Origin of the sequence: Cupriavidus necator (genome assembly GCF_013141915.1) — a bacterium.
Classification (GTDB): domain Bacteria; phylum Pseudomonadota; class Gammaproteobacteria; order Burkholderiales; family Burkholderiaceae; genus Cupriavidus; species Cupriavidus necator_B.
The window spans coordinates 1106153-1120680 of record NZ_SROX01000001.1; the positions used below are offsets into that span (position 1 = coordinate 1106153).

The 14528-nt window shown below is 68.2% G+C and carries 13 protein-coding genes and 1 pseudogene; 8 read left to right on the forward strand and 6 right to left on the reverse strand.

Annotated features, from left to right (window positions below; all coding sequences use genetic code 11):
• Positions 1 to 162: an arsenite efflux pump ArsB gene (locus E5S69_RS04915; protein WP_236901200.1), complete on the reverse strand. Its 162-nt coding sequence runs from the start codon at positions 160 to 162 to the stop codon at positions 1 to 3.
• A 326-nt stretch (positions 163 to 488) separates the two neighbouring features.
• Here E5S69_RS04915 and folE point away from each other — a divergent pair, with 326 nt between their 5' ends.
• Both folE and E5S69_RS04925 read left to right on the forward strand, forming a co-directional pair.
• Positions 489 to 1235: a GTP cyclohydrolase I gene (gene folE, locus E5S69_RS04920; RefSeq protein WP_171513863.1), complete on the forward strand. Its 747-nt coding sequence runs from the start codon at positions 489 to 491 to the stop codon at positions 1233 to 1235.
• Between the two features lie 37 nt (positions 1236 to 1272).
• Entirely contained in the window at positions 1273 to 1716 is a 444-nt protein-coding gene (locus tag E5S69_RS04925) for a BLUF domain-containing protein (protein ID WP_171513864.1), read from the forward strand.
• 17 nt (positions 1717 to 1733) lie between these two features.
• On the opposite strand, the gene E5S69_RS04930 is transcribed toward E5S69_RS04925, so the two are convergent.
• Together E5S69_RS04930 and E5S69_RS04935 are read right to left on the reverse strand one after the other, a co-directional pair.
• Positions 1734 to 1988: a hypothetical protein gene (locus E5S69_RS04930; protein ID WP_171513865.1), complete on the reverse strand. Its 255-nt coding sequence runs from the start codon at positions 1986 to 1988 to the stop codon at positions 1734 to 1736.
• A 144-nt stretch (positions 1989 to 2132) separates the two neighbouring features.
• A complete protein-coding gene (locus E5S69_RS04935) occupies positions 2133 to 2297 on the reverse strand; it encodes an FmdB family zinc ribbon protein (protein WP_171513866.1) in 165 nt (54 codons plus the stop codon).
• Between the two features lie 407 nt (positions 2298 to 2704).
• Between E5S69_RS04935 and E5S69_RS04940 the strand changes: the two genes are divergently transcribed.
• From E5S69_RS04940 to E5S69_RS04950, 3 genes are all read left to right on the forward strand, one after another.
• Entirely contained in the window at positions 2705 to 3352 is a 648-nt protein-coding gene (locus E5S69_RS04940) for a response regulator transcription factor (protein ID WP_171513867.1), read from the forward strand.
• A 13-nt stretch (positions 3353 to 3365) separates the two neighbouring features.
• A complete protein-coding gene (locus tag E5S69_RS04945; protein WP_171513868.1) occupies positions 3366 to 6770 on the forward strand; it encodes an ATP-binding protein in 3405 nt (1134 codons plus the stop codon).
• A 135-nt stretch (positions 6771 to 6905) separates the two neighbouring features.
• The gene (locus E5S69_RS04950; RefSeq protein ID WP_171513869.1) at positions 6906 to 8297 is read left to right on the forward strand and encodes an MFS transporter; all 1392 of its coding nucleotides are present in this window, start codon (positions 6906 to 6908) and stop codon (positions 8295 to 8297) included.
• Between the two features lie 125 nt (positions 8298 to 8422).
• Here E5S69_RS04950 and E5S69_RS04955 read toward each other — a convergent pair whose 3' ends face one another.
• The 3 genes from E5S69_RS04955 to E5S69_RS04965 all read right to left on the reverse strand — a co-directional run bounded on the left by E5S69_RS04955 (position 8423) and on the right by E5S69_RS04965 (position 11281).
• Positions 8423 to 9400, reverse strand: coding sequence for a Bug family tripartite tricarboxylate transporter substrate binding protein (locus E5S69_RS04955; RefSeq protein ID WP_171513870.1), 978 nt, complete (start codon positions 9398 to 9400; stop codon positions 8423 to 8425).
• Between the two features lie 95 nt (positions 9401 to 9495).
• Positions 9496 to 10308 carry an SDR family oxidoreductase gene (locus E5S69_RS04960; RefSeq protein ID WP_171513871.1) on the reverse strand — a complete coding sequence of 271 codons (813 nt, stop codon included), beginning with the start codon at positions 10306 to 10308 and terminating at the stop codon, positions 9496 to 9498.
• A 49-nt stretch (positions 10309 to 10357) separates the two neighbouring features.
• A complete protein-coding gene (locus tag E5S69_RS04965; protein WP_171513872.1) occupies positions 10358 to 11281 on the reverse strand; it encodes an IclR family transcriptional regulator in 924 nt (307 codons plus the stop codon).
• Positions 11282 to 11765: 484 nt separating this feature from the next.
• On the opposite strand from E5S69_RS04965, the pseudogene E5S69_RS04970 reads away from it, so the two are divergent.
• The 3 genes and pseudogenes from E5S69_RS04970 to E5S69_RS04980 all read left to right on the forward strand — a co-directional run.
• Positions 11766 to 11915, forward strand: a pseudogene (locus tag E5S69_RS04970) (LysR family transcriptional regulator); the annotation flags it as partial.
• A 446-nt stretch (positions 11916 to 12361) separates the two neighbouring features.
• Positions 12362 to 12793 (forward strand): CopG family transcriptional regulator, encoded by a 432-nt coding sequence (locus E5S69_RS04975; protein WP_171513873.1) that lies wholly within the window; start codon positions 12362 to 12364, stop codon positions 12791 to 12793.
• A gap of 44 nt (positions 12794 to 12837) precedes the next feature.
• Positions 12838 to 13980: an alpha/beta hydrolase family esterase gene (locus E5S69_RS04980; RefSeq protein WP_171513874.1), complete on the forward strand. Its 1143-nt coding sequence runs from the start codon at positions 12838 to 12840 to the stop codon at positions 13978 to 13980.
• The last annotated feature ends 548 nt before the right edge of the window (positions 13981 to 14528 follow it).

Here is a 14528-nt window from a genome sequence, read left to right on the forward strand (position 1 = left end):
TCAGCCGCTGGCGGGAACCTGGGCCGCGGCGCTGCGCGGCGCCGGTGACAGGGGCCGTCGCAATCCGAGCGCGCCCTGGCGCACGGCGCTGGCGTGGTGTTCCGCCACGCCGGTTTCCACCGGCGTAGCCGGCACCGGCACTGTCACCACAGGGAGCAACATCAGGCTGCTGCACGGAAAGGCGATCGGCATGATGAGGTGGGTCCCCGACAAAGCGTCAGGCCGCGCATGCCGCGGCCGGGTGCCGGCAGCCTGCAACGGGCTGCCTGGCGTTGTGCAGACATTATGTGGGCTTGTCGGCGCCGTGCGTTGCGGGCTTGAGCGATGTCATGAACTCTTCATGGAAGGCGCGTCGGTTGTGGCGTATCCGGCCTACCGCGAAGCTGGCTTCCAGCGCCAGTGCGGGTTGTGAGGCCCCGGCATCTGCCATATAGTGAATCCGGCACACTCCCGCTGCGCCGCCATTCACGCCATCACCACGCCCATCCATGACCAGCAAGGACGCCGCGCACCGCACCCAGGACAGTAACGCCGGCGCAGCAGCCAGCCATCCCGCCGGCAGCGTCTCCGCCCGCATCCGCGCGCGGCTGGAAGCCGCGCAGGAGCGCTTCCACGCCAACGACAATATCGCCCGCTACATCGAGCCCGGCGAAATGGAGCAACTGCAGGCCGAAGTCCAGGCCCGGCTGCAGGATGTGCTGCGGGCGCTGGTGATCGACGTCGACAACGACCACAACACGCAGGAAACCGCGCGCCGCGTGGCCAAGATGTACCTGAAGGAAATCTTTGCCGGCCGCTATGCCAAGGCTCCGCCGGTGACGGAATTCCCCAACATCGGCCAGCTCAACGAACTGATGATCGTGGGCCCGCTGCGCGTGCGCAGCGCCTGTTCGCACCACCTGTGCCCCATCATCGGCAAGCTCTGGATCGGGGTCATGCCGAACCAGCATTCCAACCTGATCGGGCTGTCCAAGTACGCGCGGCTGGCCGAATGGATCATGTGCCGCCCGCAGATCCAGGAAGAGGCGGTGGCGCAGGTGGCCGACCTGCTGCAGGAAAAGATGAGCCCCGACGGCCTGGCCATCGTGATGGAGGCCGAGCACTTCTGCATGCACTGGCGCGGCGTGCGCGACACCGACGCCAAGATGACCAACAGCGTGATGCGCGGCTCCTTCCTGAAGGACGACAGCCTGCGCCGTGAATTCCTCACGCTGCTGAACCATAACCGCGGCTAGCCGCCTGAGCCGGCCGCCACCACGGAGCGCCAAGACCATGCTTGTCCGCCTGCTCTATGCCAGCCGTGCCCGCCAGGCCATCGATGCCGCCCTGCTCGATGCCATCCTGGTTACCAGCCTGGAACGCAATCCGCGCCACGGCATCACCGGGTTGCTGTGCCATGGCAACGGCATCTTCCTGCAGGCGCTGGAAGGCGACCGGCTGGAGGTGTCGCAGCTGTTCCAGTCGATTGCACGCGACCCACGCCATCACGACGTGACCCTGCTGCATTTCGAGGAAACCTGCTCGCGCGATTTTGCCGGCTGGGCCATGGGGCAGGTCAATGCGGCGCGGCTCAATACCGCCACCCTGCTGAAGTTCTCGGCGCGCGCCGAGCTGGACCCCTTCCGCACCGGCGGCGCGGCCTCGCTGGCGCTGCTCAAGGAGCTGATCGCCGGCGCGTCGGTGGTGTCGCGCACCGGCGAGCGCGGACGGCACTGAGCCGCGCCGGCGCACCGCTAGACCGTGACCGGCCCGTACAGACCGCACTCCAGGTCGCTCTCGAACTCTTCCATCCAGGCCGTTCCGGTGCCGGCCTCATAGACGCTGGTCTTGTCGGTGCCGACGCGGCGCACGCTGACGCGCCGCGCGTCGTCGCCGTCGCGCTCGTCGGTAATGTCGAACATCTCCGCCGCCAGCCCGACATGCCTGCATGCGTCCACGACCTGCTGCTGCTCGTCGGCGGGAAATTCAGTGAACGGTCTCGTTGCCATGGCATCCTCCGTCAAGGTTGAGATCGCCGCTTGCGCGCAGCGCGAACGTGCGTGGCACCGCAGGCGCCACGCATCAAGCAGGACGCGCCCCGGTATCCGGCCGGCGGCGCGTCCGTACCTTCCTGGGATCTTATTGTTCGAAACTCAGCTCTTGCGCTGGGTCACCGCCACGAACGGGGCCGGCGCGTGCTGGACGGACTGGCTGCCGCAATTCGGGCACGGTGGATGGGCAGAGGCGTGTTCTGCGAGATGTTCGGATCTTTCGAACACATGGCCGCACTTCTCGCAGCGGTATTGATAGACGGGCATGGTTTTCCCCCACGCGGTGCACACGCCGCGGGGCGCGTGTCAGCTTCATTCTAGGACAGCGGCATGGTCCGCCAAGCGCCAAGATTCCGGTCCACCAGCATGCGGCCGCCGATGTCGTCGCAGCCGCACTTTACCCTGCATTGATCTCCCGCAATGGGTGTATCGCAAGACAAGCGCAGGTTTCCTGCACAAACCAGGGTCAAGCCGGTGCGGCATGCCGCCGATCTTCCAGACATGTCATGACATTGGCCATAACCGGCCACCTGTGCGCCTCGCTGGGTTCCAGGAACTAGCGGAATTCCGATTCAGCGAGGCGCCGAATCTCGCCAGAATCCGAGTCTTGTGATAACGCCACCGCGCGGCGCCACCGGCACGCACCCGGTTGCCGTCTTACCCGGAGATTGCCCATGAACGAACCCATCCTGCGCGTTGCCCTGGCCGACGACCACCCGCTGGTGGTGGCCGCGCTGCGCGACTGCCTGCAGCGCAGCGCGCGCGTCCAGATCAGCGGCGAATGCCGCAACGGCACCGAGTTGCTGGGCACGCTGGCGCGGCATCCCGCCGATATCGCCATCACCGATTTCTGCATGGGCCACGGCGATGCGTCGCTGGACGGCTTCAATCTGCTCAGCCGCCTGGCGCGGCGCCATCCCGCCACGCGGGTGGTGGTGATCAGCGCCCGCTCCAACGCCGCCATCGTCCGCCGCGCCATGAAGCTGGGCGTGCGCGGCTTTGTCAGCAAGGAAGATCCGCTTGAGGAAGTGGTGCGCGCCTGCGCCCACGCTGCGTTCGGCCGGGGCTGCTTCTGCTCCCCCGCGGTGCAGGCGGCGCTGCAGCGCGCGGCGCTGGCCGGCACGCCAGCCCGGGAGCCGACCCAGCGCGAACTCGAGGTCATCCGCCTCTATGCGCAGGGCGCGCAGCTGACCGAGATTGCCGCCAAGCTGGGCCGCTCGGTCAGTACCATCTCCAGCCAGAAGACCGTGGCCATGCGCAAGCTGGGGGTGCAGACCAACACCGGCCTGATCCGCTACGCCTATGAAAACGGGTTGATCTGACCGCCCGGGCACCATGCAGCAAGCGCTCGACTACACCCGCGATACCCTGGCCAGCACCTTCGATGCGCTCGCCGACCACGCGCGCCGCCAGCAACGCCTGTACGCGGCCACCATCGCGGCCCTGATCGTCCTGGTGCTGTGCGCCGGCACACTGCTGGCGGGGCTGGCCGCGGACCAGCACCTGCACTATCGCCGCAGCCTGGTCTCGCACTACGTCAGCACGGTGTCACAGCTGTTGCATAACGAAGCGTCGTTCCTGCGCCGGACCGCGCTGAGCATCCGCTATCCGCAGGACGCCGCCGGGGACCCGTCGCGCGACAGCGGCCTCGCTGCCTTGCGCCGTACCGGCGCGGCCAGCGCCCATGTCGAGGCGGTGGGCAAGGACTACCACCTGCTGGCCGCCGGCGCCACCCGCCATGACTGGGGCGCGAGGTTGCCGGCGCAGTATGCGCGGCTGCGGCAGATCGCACTGGCCGCGGTGGCGGCGCAGCAGGCCTTCGACCTGGACCATGGCGCCTACGCGGTCTCGCTGGACGAGGACAGCGCGATCGTAATCCGCCAGCCGGACGCCGGCGCGCGCGCGCCGCTGGCGCTCGAGCCGACGCTGATCCCGCGCTTGCGCACGCAGCTGACCGGCGCGCTGCTGGACCGCACCGGCCACGCGGTGCCGGCGCGCGACCAGCAAGTCTGGCTAGGCCCGCTGCGCGACCCCGTCGATGACACCCCGATCATGGTCTTGGCCGGCGCCGCCTATGCCGGCGATACCCCCACCATGCTGGTGGCCGCCTGCGTGCCGGTGCAGGCGTTCCTGGCCGCGCTGCCGCCGCCAACTGACGACGCCGGCCTGGCGTTGCTGAACGACGCGGATCGCGTGATCGACGTGTGGCCGCATGCCGGCAGCTTCACCGCGGCCAGCGCCCGCGACATCGCCGCAGGGGTGCGCGGGCTGCCGCACCACGCGCTGCGCGTGACGCCCTCGGGCGTCGTGCTGGCGCAGCCGATGCAGCCCGGCTTCGGCCTGCTGGTCTACCACCTGCCATACCGGCTGCTGGGAACCGCGCTGGCGGCCGAACTGGCAGTGATCGGCGGCGCCATGCTGCTGCTGACCGGCGCCATCGTGCTGGCCGCGCGCTACTGGAGCCGGCAGCTGCTGCGGCGCTCGCATGCCGAAGCCCGGCGTGCGCTGGAAAGCGAGCTGATGAACCAGGTGCTGGTCAGTGCCACGCCGGTTGGCCTGTGCATCGTGCGCCAGCGCGACTACGGCGTACTGGCGTGCAATCCGCTGGCAGCAGCGCTGCTGCCAGCGCGGCAGCACCAACCGCTGCCCGCGGCGGTGGCCGAGGCGCTGGAGCGGCCGCCGTGCGGCACCGGCAGCGGGCCCGCATCCGTCTCCAGCGTCACCGTCGCGGCCCCTGAGCCGACCGGTCTTGCCGAAGCGGCACCACGCTTCCTGCAGGTCACCTATGCCGCCGCGCGCTACCGCGATGAAGCCGTGCTGTTCTGCGCGGTCCAGGATTGCACCGCGCAAGAGGCGCTGCAGCGGCAGCTGCGCTCCGCCCAGCAGGCCACCGAAGCGATGCTGCGGGTGCGCTCCACCTTCTTTGCCGCGATGAGCCACGAGATCCGCACCCCCTTGAACGCGCTGCTGGGCAACCTGGAACTGCTGGCGCACAGTAGCGGCATGGCGCCGCATGCGGCGCGGCTGCGCGCGTTGGAGACCGCGGCCGGGTCACTGCGGCGCATCGTCAACGATGTGCTGGACTTCTCCAAGGTCGATGCGGGCCAGCTGGCGCTGGTCAATGCGCCGTTCCGTCCCGTCGAGGCCCTGGAAAGCCTGGCGCTGGCCTATGCGCCCATGGTGGCGGGCCGCCCGATCCGCTTCTGCCTGCAGCTGTCGCCAACGCTGGACACGGAAGTCGCGGGGGATCGCTCGCGGCTGGTGCAGGTCTTCAATAACCTGCTCAACAACGCCTTCAAGTTCACCGCCAGCGGCCGCATCACGCTGAGCGGTGAACTGCGGGCCGATGCCCAGGGCATGCCGCGGCTGGTGTGCCGCGTCAGCGATTCCGGCATCGGCATGGCGCCAGCGCTGGCGGCGCGCGTGTTCCAGCCGTTCGTCCAGGGCGATGCCGCTGCCGCCAGCCGCTATGGCGGCACCGGCTTGGGACTGTCGATCTGCGCACGGCTGTGCGAACTGATGGGCGGCAGCATCGTGGTGGACAGCGTGCCCGAAGTGGGCAGCGCGTTCACGGTATCGGTGCCGCTGCTGCCGGCGGCCGATGCAGACTGGCAGGCGCCCACGGCGGCCAGCGTGGCGCGCAGCGGTCATGTGCTGGTGCTGTCCCAGGACCAACGCACCGGCACCTCGATCGAAGCGTGGCTCAAGACCGCGGGCTGGCGCACGGATGGGGTGGCGTCCCTGGCAGCGGCGCAGGACACCGTGCAGCGCGACGCGCCTGCAGCCGTAGTCGCCACCGAAGACTTTCCGCCGACGGCGCTGGATGCGCTGCGCCGCCCCACGCCGCTTGCGGTGGTGTGGCTGACGGCCGACGGCCCGCATCGCCCGCGCCAGCGCGGCCCTGGCATGGTGGAGACCTCGGCGTTCAGCCATCGCGCGCTGCTTGACGCCGTGGCGGCCGCCACCGGCGCGCCGCGGCAGGCGCCGATGCCTGTGCCGCCCGCCGCAACGCCTGCGCTGCCTGCGCCCGCGGCGTCGCCCCTGACCATCCTTGTCGCCGAGGACAACCCGCTGAACCAGTCCCTGATCGCCGAGCAACTGCAGGCGCTCGGCTGCCACCCCATCGTCACGGGCAACGGCAGGCAGGCACTGGCGGTGCTGGAGCGCACGCGCGTCGACGCGCTGCTGACCGATCTGCATATGCCGGGAATGGACGGCCACGCGTTGCTGCGCGCCGTGCAGGCAAAGCACCCGGGCCTGCCGGTGCTGGCCTTCAGCGCCGTGGCCTGCAGCGAGCCCGAGCAGGACTGGCGCCTGCGCGGCTTCACCGGCTACCTCGCCAAGCCCGCGTCGCTGCAGGACCTGCAAGCCTGCCTGCGCGACCTGCCCCGCCGCGGCAACCGCGCCGCCCCAGCCGCGCATCATGGCGCGCCGGCCACCGCAGTGGAGGCCAGCCCGCGCCGCCGCTACGAAGACATGTTGCGCCAGCAACTGCGGGAAGACCTGCCAGGGCTGGCGCGCATCGTCGCGCACCAGGACCTGCCAGGCCTGCGGCACTGGGCGCACGCCGCGGCGGGCGCCTTCATGATCGTGCGGCGCCAGTCCATGGTCAGGGAATGCCGGACGCTGGAGGCACTGTGCGAAGCGGCACCTGCCTGGACCCCGGCCATGACCGAGGCCGCCAACGCCCTGTACCGGCGGCTGCAGCGCTACGCACCGGGTGCCGCGGCCGTACCCTAGCAGCTGCCTTACCACAATTGGCGGATTTGCGAGCAGCCCCACGCGCGACCATAATGGCAACGCCGCGCCGTAGCCTGCCTGGCCAGGGCCGATCCGCTCCGCTCCGGGCGCGGCATTGTCTCCAATGTCTCCCCCATGCAGCCAGAACAAGGCCTTCCCCAGCCCCAGCGCACCTGGGCGATCCTCACCGTTTTCTTCGGCCTGATCATGGCCGTGCTTGACGGCTCGATTGCCAACATCGCGCTGCCGTCGATCTCGCGCGAACTGCAGGCTGATCCGGCCAGCACCATCTGGGTCGTCAACGCTTACCAGCTGACGGTGACCGTGTGCCTGCTGCCGCTGTCGTCGCTGGGAGACATCCTGGGCTACAAGCGGGTCTACCGCGCCGGGCTTGCCACGTTCCTGGTGGGATCGCTGCTGTGCGCGCTGGCGGTCAACCTGCCGATGCTGGTGGCGGCGCGCGTGCTGCAGGGCATCGGCGGCGCCGGCATCATGAGCGTCAACACGGCGCTGGTGCGCTTTATCTACCCGCCCACGCGCCTGGGCCGCGGCATCGGCCTCAATGCCCTGGTGGTGGGCGTGACCATTGCCGTGGGACCGTCGCTGGGCGCGCTGATCCTGGCCGTGGCCAGCTGGCCCTGGCTGTTCGCGGTCAACGTGCCGGTGGCCATCGCCGCGCTGGCGCTGAGCCGCACCGCGCTGCCGGCAACGCCGCCGCAGCCGCGCGGTTTCGACTACCCCAGCGCGCTGCTGTCGGCGCTGGTATTCGGCATGTTTATTCTTAGCGTCGACAGCCTCGGCCACGCCGGCTGGCGCCTCGCCGGCATCGCGGGCGTGGCCCTCGCGGTGGGGCTCGGCTGGCTGCTGGTGCGGCGCCAGCGCGGGCGCGTCGCGCCGCTGGTGCCGGTGGACCTGTTCGCCAGCCGCGCCTTTACGCTGGCGGTGGGCACGTCGTTCTGCTCGTTCATGACGCAGATGCTGTCCTTCATCGCGCTGCCGTTCTATCTCGAATACCAGCTCGGCCGCTCGCTGCAGGAGACCGGCTTGCTGATCACGCCGTGGCCGTTGATGGTGGCGGTGATGGCGGCAGTGTCGGGGCGTCTGTCGGACCGCTACCCGGCCAGCATCCTGGCCGGCATCGGCCTGGCCATGCTGGGCGGCGGGCTGGTCGGCCTGGCCACCCTGGGGCCCGATGCCGGCAGCTTCGACATCGCCTGGCGCATGGCCATGTGCGGCACCGGCTTCGGCTTCTTCCAGTCCCCCAACAACCGCGCCATGATCGGCGCCACCCCGCCGGAACGCAGCGGCGGCGCCAGCGGCGCGCAGGCCACCACGCGGCTGCTGGGTCAGACCACCGGCACTGCCCTGGTGGCGCTGCTGTTCAGCTTGTCTCCGGCCGGTGCGGCGCGCATGGCGTTGTATGTGGCGGCGGGCGTGGCGGCGCTGGGGGCGATGATCAGCCTGAGCCGGCTGCGTGAGACCAGTGGCGAGACGTCGGTGCGGGGAGCGGTGGAGCCGGATGCCTGATCACGCGGCGTGCAGGCGAGGGCCAGCGGCACTGTTGACTATCTGATACCGCTTGGGTGCTCTCTCCCGCTTGCGGGAGAGAGCGCAAACAGCCGGCGCGCCAACACGGCGCGCCAGCGCTGCGACTACTCCGCCTTCGCCCCCGACTCCTTCACCACCCTCGCCCATTTGGCGATTTCCTGCCGCTGGTACGCGGCCAGTTTTTCCGGCGTGCCCAGCACCGGATCGAGTCCCAGCGTCTTCAGCTTCGCCTGCACCTCGGGCAGCGTGAAGATGCGGTTGAGTTCGGCGTTCAGCTTGCCGACCACCTCTTTCGGCGTATTCGCCGGCGCGAACACCGCGAACCACGAATCCGCCTCGAAGCCCGGCAGGCCCTGCTCGGCCAGCGTCGGGATATCCGGCGCCGACGCCGAGCGCTTGGCGCTGGTGATGCCCAGCGCGCGCAGCTTGCCCTCGCGCACCACTGGCAGGGCCGAGGGCAGGTTGTCGAACATCATGGTGATGTGGCCGCCGAGCAGGTCGGGGATGGCCATGGCGCGGCCCTTGTACGGCACATGCGTGATCTTGACACCCGCCATGGCATTGAACATTTCCCCCGCCACATGCGGCGAGGTGCCGATGCCCGGCGTGCCGAAGGTCAGGCCGCCCGGTTTTGCCTTGGCCAGTGCGATCAGCTCCGCCACGTTCTTCGCCGGCACGCCGGGGTTGACCACCAGCACGTTGGGCGTCGACGCGATCAGGACCACCGGCGCGAAGTCCTTGACCATGTCATACGGCATCTTGCTGTAGAGCGCGCCGTTGATCGAATGCGTGCCGACGGTGCCGAGCGCGAGCGTATAACCGTCGGCCGGCGCGTGGGCCACCGCCTCGGCGCCGATATTGCCGCCTGCGCCCGGCTTGTTGTCGACCACCACAGGCTGGCCCCAGGCGGGCGAGATCTTCTCCGAGACGATGCGCGCCAGCGTGTCGGGCGCGCCGCCGGTAGGAAAGCCCACCACGATGCGGATGGGCTTGGCGGGATAGCCCTGTGCCTGCGCTGCGGGCGGGCTCGACAGGATGGATGCGGCAAGCACTGTAGCCGCGGCAACGGTACCGAAACGCATGGGATGCTCCTCCGGTTGCGCGCGGCTGCGTGGCCGCGCGCATTGTGAAGGCGGCGGCAATGCCGCCGCCGGAACCTGCCAGACGGCCCGCGGCTTCAGACCGCGATGCCGCCGAACTCCTGCATCACCTTGTCGTGCAGGCGGCGCATGCCGCGCAGCCAGCGGTCATAGTCCTGGCCCTTGCGGCGATAGTACTCAAGCACCTCGGGGTGCGGCAAGATCAGGAAGCGCTCGTCCGCCACGCCTTCCAGCGTCACGGCCGCGACCTGCTCGGCGGTGACCGAGCCTTCCTGCAGGAAGCCCTTGCGCTCGCCGTTCTCGCCGAACAGCATGTTGGTCTGCACGCCTTGCGGACAGATGCAGCTGACCTTGATGCCGCGGTCGCCGTAGGTGATCGACAGCCACTCGGCAAAGCCAATGGCGGCGTGCTTGGTCACCGCATAGGGTGCCGAGCCGATCTGCGACAGCAGACCCGCAGCCGATACCGTGTTGACGAAATAGCCGTCGCCGCGCTCCAGCATCTGCGGCAGCACCGCGCGCGCCGCATGGATGTGCGCCATCACGTTGATTTCCCAGATGCGCTGCCAGTCGCCGGCGCTGGCGTCCAGGCCCTTGCGCAGGATGATGCCGGCGTTGGAACAGAAGATGTCGACCTGTCCGAAGCGCTGCGTGGCCAGATCGGCCAGCCCCTGCACGGCGGCCGCGTCGGCCACGTCGACCGGCTGGGCAAACACCTGGCATTCGGGCGCGGCGGCCTGGACCTCGGCGGCCACCGCGGCCGCGCCGGCCGCGTTTAGGTCAGCCACGGCCACGCCGCGTGCGCCGGCCTGCGCAAAGGCCAATGCCAGCGCACGGCCGATGCCGGTGGCCGCGCCGGTCACCACGACGGTCTTGTTGCGTACTTCCATGGGTTGTCTCCTCGTTGAATTGGGATGCCGGCGTCAGCGGCCAGGCATGTCAGGCGGGGTTCCCCGCACCGGGGTCGGGCTCAGGCTGCGCGGAGGCAAAGCGCGCGGTCGCGCGCGCGCCGCCGGGCTGCCATAGCCGTGCCTGCAGGGTCTGCGCCAGCTCGCGCACGCGCGGACCCAGGTTGGCTTCCAGGATTTCCGGCGACAGCCGCACCGCCGCGCCGCCGATATTCAGTGCCAGCACCTCGCTGCTGCCCGCCAGCCGCAGCGGCGCGGCGGCGCCACTGACGGTGCGGTCCCATTCGGCATGCGCCACGCAGAAGCCGCGCTGCGCATGGTCGCGCAGCGCGCGCTCCACGCCTGCGTGCACGGCCGGCCAGCGCGCGCCGTAGTGGCGCGCCAGCTCCGCCAGCGCAGCCTCGCGGTGATCGGCATCCAGGCCGGCCAGCCACGCGCGCCCGATCGCCGAAGTCGCCATCGGCAGGCGTGCCCCCGGCGCCAGCCGGATCACCAGCGCGCCGCGCGGCTGGCAGCTTTCCAGGTAGACCATGGCGTGGCGGTCCGGCATGGCCAGCGCAACCGTGCAATCCGTCGCGAACGCCAGCGACTGCATCAGCGGCTGCGCAATCTCGCGGATGCCGGCGCCCCCGACATAGCGGTGCCCGAGCACCATCGCGCCTTGCCCCAGCCGGTATTTCTCGGTCGCTTCGATATAGGTCAGGTAGCCCAGGGTGGCCAGCGTATAGGTCAGCCGCGACACCGTGGGGCGCGGAATGCCCGTGCGCCGCGACAGCTCGGCATTGCCCAGGTAATCGTCCTGCGGCCCAAATGCACGCAACAGCTCCATGCCGCGCGCCAGCGCCGTGACGAAGTTGCGGTCGTCGGCGCAGCCATTGCCGGCCGGCGCGTCGGCCGGCACCAGGAGGTGCGCGGCATCGGGCGGCGGCGTGGGAATGGTGGTGGTGCGTTTCATCGGCAGGCGGTCCGGGCAGGCCCATTAGATTGCAGCAATCGCGGCTGCCCGAGGGGCGCTATGTAGCGAAAGCATGTGCGCTAGAAACGGTGTTTATGGACACCATTGGACCGCTTGGTGCGGGCGGCGGTCACATCGCTCACACCAGATTCGTCACTTGACGGATTGGTTAGGGCCTGGCAAAGAATCGCTGAATTGTGCGCGCCCTCGACCGGCGTCCGTGCCTGGCGGGTGGCCGCATTCGGCCACCGACGGACGTTCGTTCAGGCCCACGCCCGGACATTCGAACGTCGTCTTTACCGCTGACAGCGGCTCTTCGTTGGATGCTGCCATGCAGCTCATCGATGGTCATGCCATTCGGCAAGGAACAGTAGCTCAAAGTCGATGACCGTCTTGCTGTCGCTAATGACCTGGGGGTCAAGCCATACATCGCGCGGGAGCTTCGCCCTCCTCGAACGAATGTAGGAAGCCGAAGCACGGAGAGGTGGAGCTCGTCACCAATTCACGCCGTTACAACCTTGCGCGTCGGGAGGCGGATCTGGTTTTCCACATCACGCCTTTCGACGAGCCCGATGTCATCCAGCGCAAGCTGATGCATATTGACTATGCGTTGTATGGGCGTGTCGACCTCGTGGTCGCGCACATTTTCGAGCGCTCGTGGGATGAGAAACGAACGAGTGACAGCGAGACCATAACTGGCCCATTCTAACGGCCGTTGTTGGCCCTTGCTATGGGCCGTGAAGGGGCCGTGAAGGCCGTCGCGGTCGACGCCGCCAAAACGCTATCTGCGTGGCGCTCGCGCATCGACGGCGTGTAAATCCTGTTTTCTATAGAGCGCACCAATTTGACATTGCTGGCCTTGCTGCTGCCAAGCGTCCTGGTGGGCGGCCTGCTTAATACTTTCGTCTGTGCCCTACACCTGTTTCTCGCCTGGCCCCGTTCCGGCTGTTGTTGGCCGGATTGGGGCTCCTGTCCCAGGCTGCTCTCGATGTCGCCGCTGAAGTTCCTTGACTGCTGCATCGCAACATTCTATAACCATCCACGTGGATGGTGTAGAGATGATATGAGGATGGCAAACATATGAAAGTCGGAAAAGGCGCACTTGTGCTGGTGCCCCGATCGAAAGGCGGTGACACCGAAAAAATCACGATCAATCTGGGCCCCGTCGACCTGGGCCAGATCGATCTTCTGGTGGAAGAGGGTTTTTATTCGAATCGCACGGATCTGATTCGTACGGCCATTCGCAATCAACTGGCAGTGCATGCGCGGGCGGTCAATGAGACCGTGACCCGTCGCGCGCTCGTTCTTGGGCTGCAGCACTTTTCCAGGCAGGACCTGGAGGCCGCGCAGGCGGCCAACCAGCTTCTCGATATCCATGTGCTGGGTCTTGCCAGCATTGCATCCGACGTCAGTCCAGAGCTCGCTCTTGCCACGATTCAGTCAGTCGTGGTGCTGGGCGCCTTCCACGCCTCCACCGCCGTCAAGGCCGCTCTGGCCGGGCGCATCAGGTAATTCACGCAATTTCACGCAACCCCTGCCCCATCCGGAAACCCATCATGAAAATGAACGACGCGTTCCTCGCCTCCATGCGCGAGGCCATGGAGCTCTTGCGCACCGCCGGCCCGCTGGAGGCAACGGAGGCGATCCAGCGAGCCCTCCGGACCAGCTCGCCTTGTGGCAGTAAAGAAGGGAGCCCTGCGCCGGCGCAAGTTGTCGAAGCGTTGCTGCCAGCGGGCGGCTCACTGTTCAGGAACGACGTGCCGCTCGCAAAGACGCCATTTGCGTCTCCCCTGCCCGGCCAGGCGCGGAAGGTTCCTTCGCCATCCGATGTGGAGGTCCGCGGCCATTTCAGCCTGAAGACGTTCGCCAACCACGCGGGCCAGCGCGCCTACAAGCTCTACGTGCCCTCCAGTTACCGGAACGAGCCGGTGCCGCTCATCGTGATGCTGCACGGTTGCACCCAAGACGCGGACGATTTTGCGGCGGGTACCCGCATGAACGCGCTCGCCGAGCTACATGGCTTCTTGGTCCTCTACCCGATCCAGCCGACCGAGGCGAACCCTTCCAAGTGCTGGAACTGGTTCCGGCCTGGCGACCAGCAAAGCGGGCGTGGCGAGCCTTCGCTGATCGCTGGCATCACCCGCGAGGTCATGGCCTCCCACAATGTCGATGCAGATCGCGTATATATCGCGGGCCTGTCCGCTGGCGGCGCCATGGCGGCGGTGATGATCCATCGCTATCCCGAACTGTATGCCGCCGCGGGGATTCACTCCGGCCTGCCGCAGGGCTGTGCGCATGACCTGCCCTCCGCGCTAGCGGCAATGAAAGGTGGCAAGCGCAAGGGCGCATCGCGCGTCGACGCCCAAGCGTTTATGGCCCAGCCGAAACGGCCAGTTATCGTGTTTCACGGCGATACGGACCACACCGTGCATCCTTCCAACGGTAGTCGCATGATCGCGCCTTTCGAGGTCGGCGAGGCGCTAAAGCGAACTGAACGAAGCAGCGACGGGGGTGGACACGCATATACCCGCCAGTTCGTGACGGCGGCAAACGGCGTCGATGCCGAATACTGGCTCATCCACGGCGCCCCCCATGCCTGGGCAGGAGGCAGCAGCCGCGGCTCGTTCACCGATGCCAAGGGACCGGATGCCAGTGCCGAAATGGTGCGGTTCTTCCTAGCACATCCGCAGCCTCGCTAGCCCCGCGCGGCTTCGGACGCGCTTCCCGCCAGAGGGGCGCGAGGCAGCATGCGACAGCACTCGATTCCGATTTCGGCTTCGCAAGCGTTTCGCCCCAGATACTCGCCCCCCCTAGCCGGAGGCTTCGCGGCGAGCAGTCATTGCGCTTGCGGTGATGCGGGCTTCGGTAGCCAAGCATCGAATGGCAGCTCTTGGCCGACAGCACCAGTTGAGGCATAGCCCCAAGGCGGCTATCGGTGAAATGCGGGCACCTCTTCGCGACCGTCCGCAAAGGTCGAGCACTTGCCGGCCAACATTTCCGCAAAGATGTCCGTTGCACCTCGGAAGCCGCCATTGGGACTGCTCGGGGCCGAACGGCCGAGAAGGGTCGGAAGCGGAAATCCGTGGTCGCTGCCGGCCAGGCGACCCACGATCGCCCGTCTACGGCCAGTTTGAGACGTCGCGGCCCTTCGTTCGTATGGCCCATCTCGGTGATAGCGGACATGTGACGGACCCATGCCACGGAGAATGTCCCGGCCAAGCCGGGACATGCATGGCCTTCGATCAGT

Bases quoted from the DNA above. Each gene is read 5' to 3' on its own strand.
- E5S69_RS04965 (WP_171513872.1), bottom strand. From the start codon at position 11,281: ATGAAACGCACCACCACCATTCCCACGCCGCCGCCCGATGCCGCGCAC.
- E5S69_RS04915 (WP_236901200.1), bottom strand. From the start codon at position 162: ATGTTGCTCCCTGTGGTGACAGTGCCGGTGCCGGCTACGCCGGTGGAA.
- E5S69_RS04980 (WP_171513874.1), top strand. From the start codon at position 12,838: ATGAAAATGAACGACGCGTTCCTCGCCTCCATGCGCGAGGCCATGGAG.
- E5S69_RS04955 (WP_171513870.1), bottom strand. From the start codon at position 9,400: ATGCGTTTCGGTACCGTTGCCGCGGCTACAGTGCTTGCCGCATCCATC.
- E5S69_RS04940 (WP_171513867.1), top strand. From the start codon at position 2,705: ATGAACGAACCCATCCTGCGCGTTGCCCTGGCCGACGACCACCCGCTG.
- E5S69_RS04950 (WP_171513869.1), top strand. From the start codon at position 6,906: ATGCAGCCAGAACAAGGCCTTCCCCAGCCCCAGCGCACCTGGGCGATC.
- folE (WP_171513863.1), top strand. From the start codon at position 489: ATGACCAGCAAGGACGCCGCGCACCGCACCCAGGACAGTAACGCCGGC.
- E5S69_RS04960 (WP_171513871.1), bottom strand. From the start codon at position 10,308: ATGGAAGTACGCAACAAGACCGTCGTGGTGACCGGCGCGGCCACCGGC.
- E5S69_RS04930 (WP_171513865.1), bottom strand. From the start codon at position 1,988: ATGGCAACGAGACCGTTCACTGAATTTCCCGCCGACGAGCAGCAGCAG.
- E5S69_RS04945 (WP_171513868.1), top strand. From the start codon at position 3,366: ATGCAGCAAGCGCTCGACTACACCCGCGATACCCTGGCCAGCACCTTC.
- E5S69_RS04935 (WP_171513866.1), bottom strand. From the start codon at position 2,297: ATGCCCGTCTATCAATACCGCTGCGAGAAGTGCGGCCATGTGTTCGAA.
- E5S69_RS04975 (WP_171513873.1), top strand. From the start codon at position 12,362: ATGAAAGTCGGAAAAGGCGCACTTGTGCTGGTGCCCCGATCGAAAGGC.
- E5S69_RS04925 (WP_171513864.1), top strand. From the start codon at position 1,273: ATGCTTGTCCGCCTGCTCTATGCCAGCCGTGCCCGCCAGGCCATCGAT.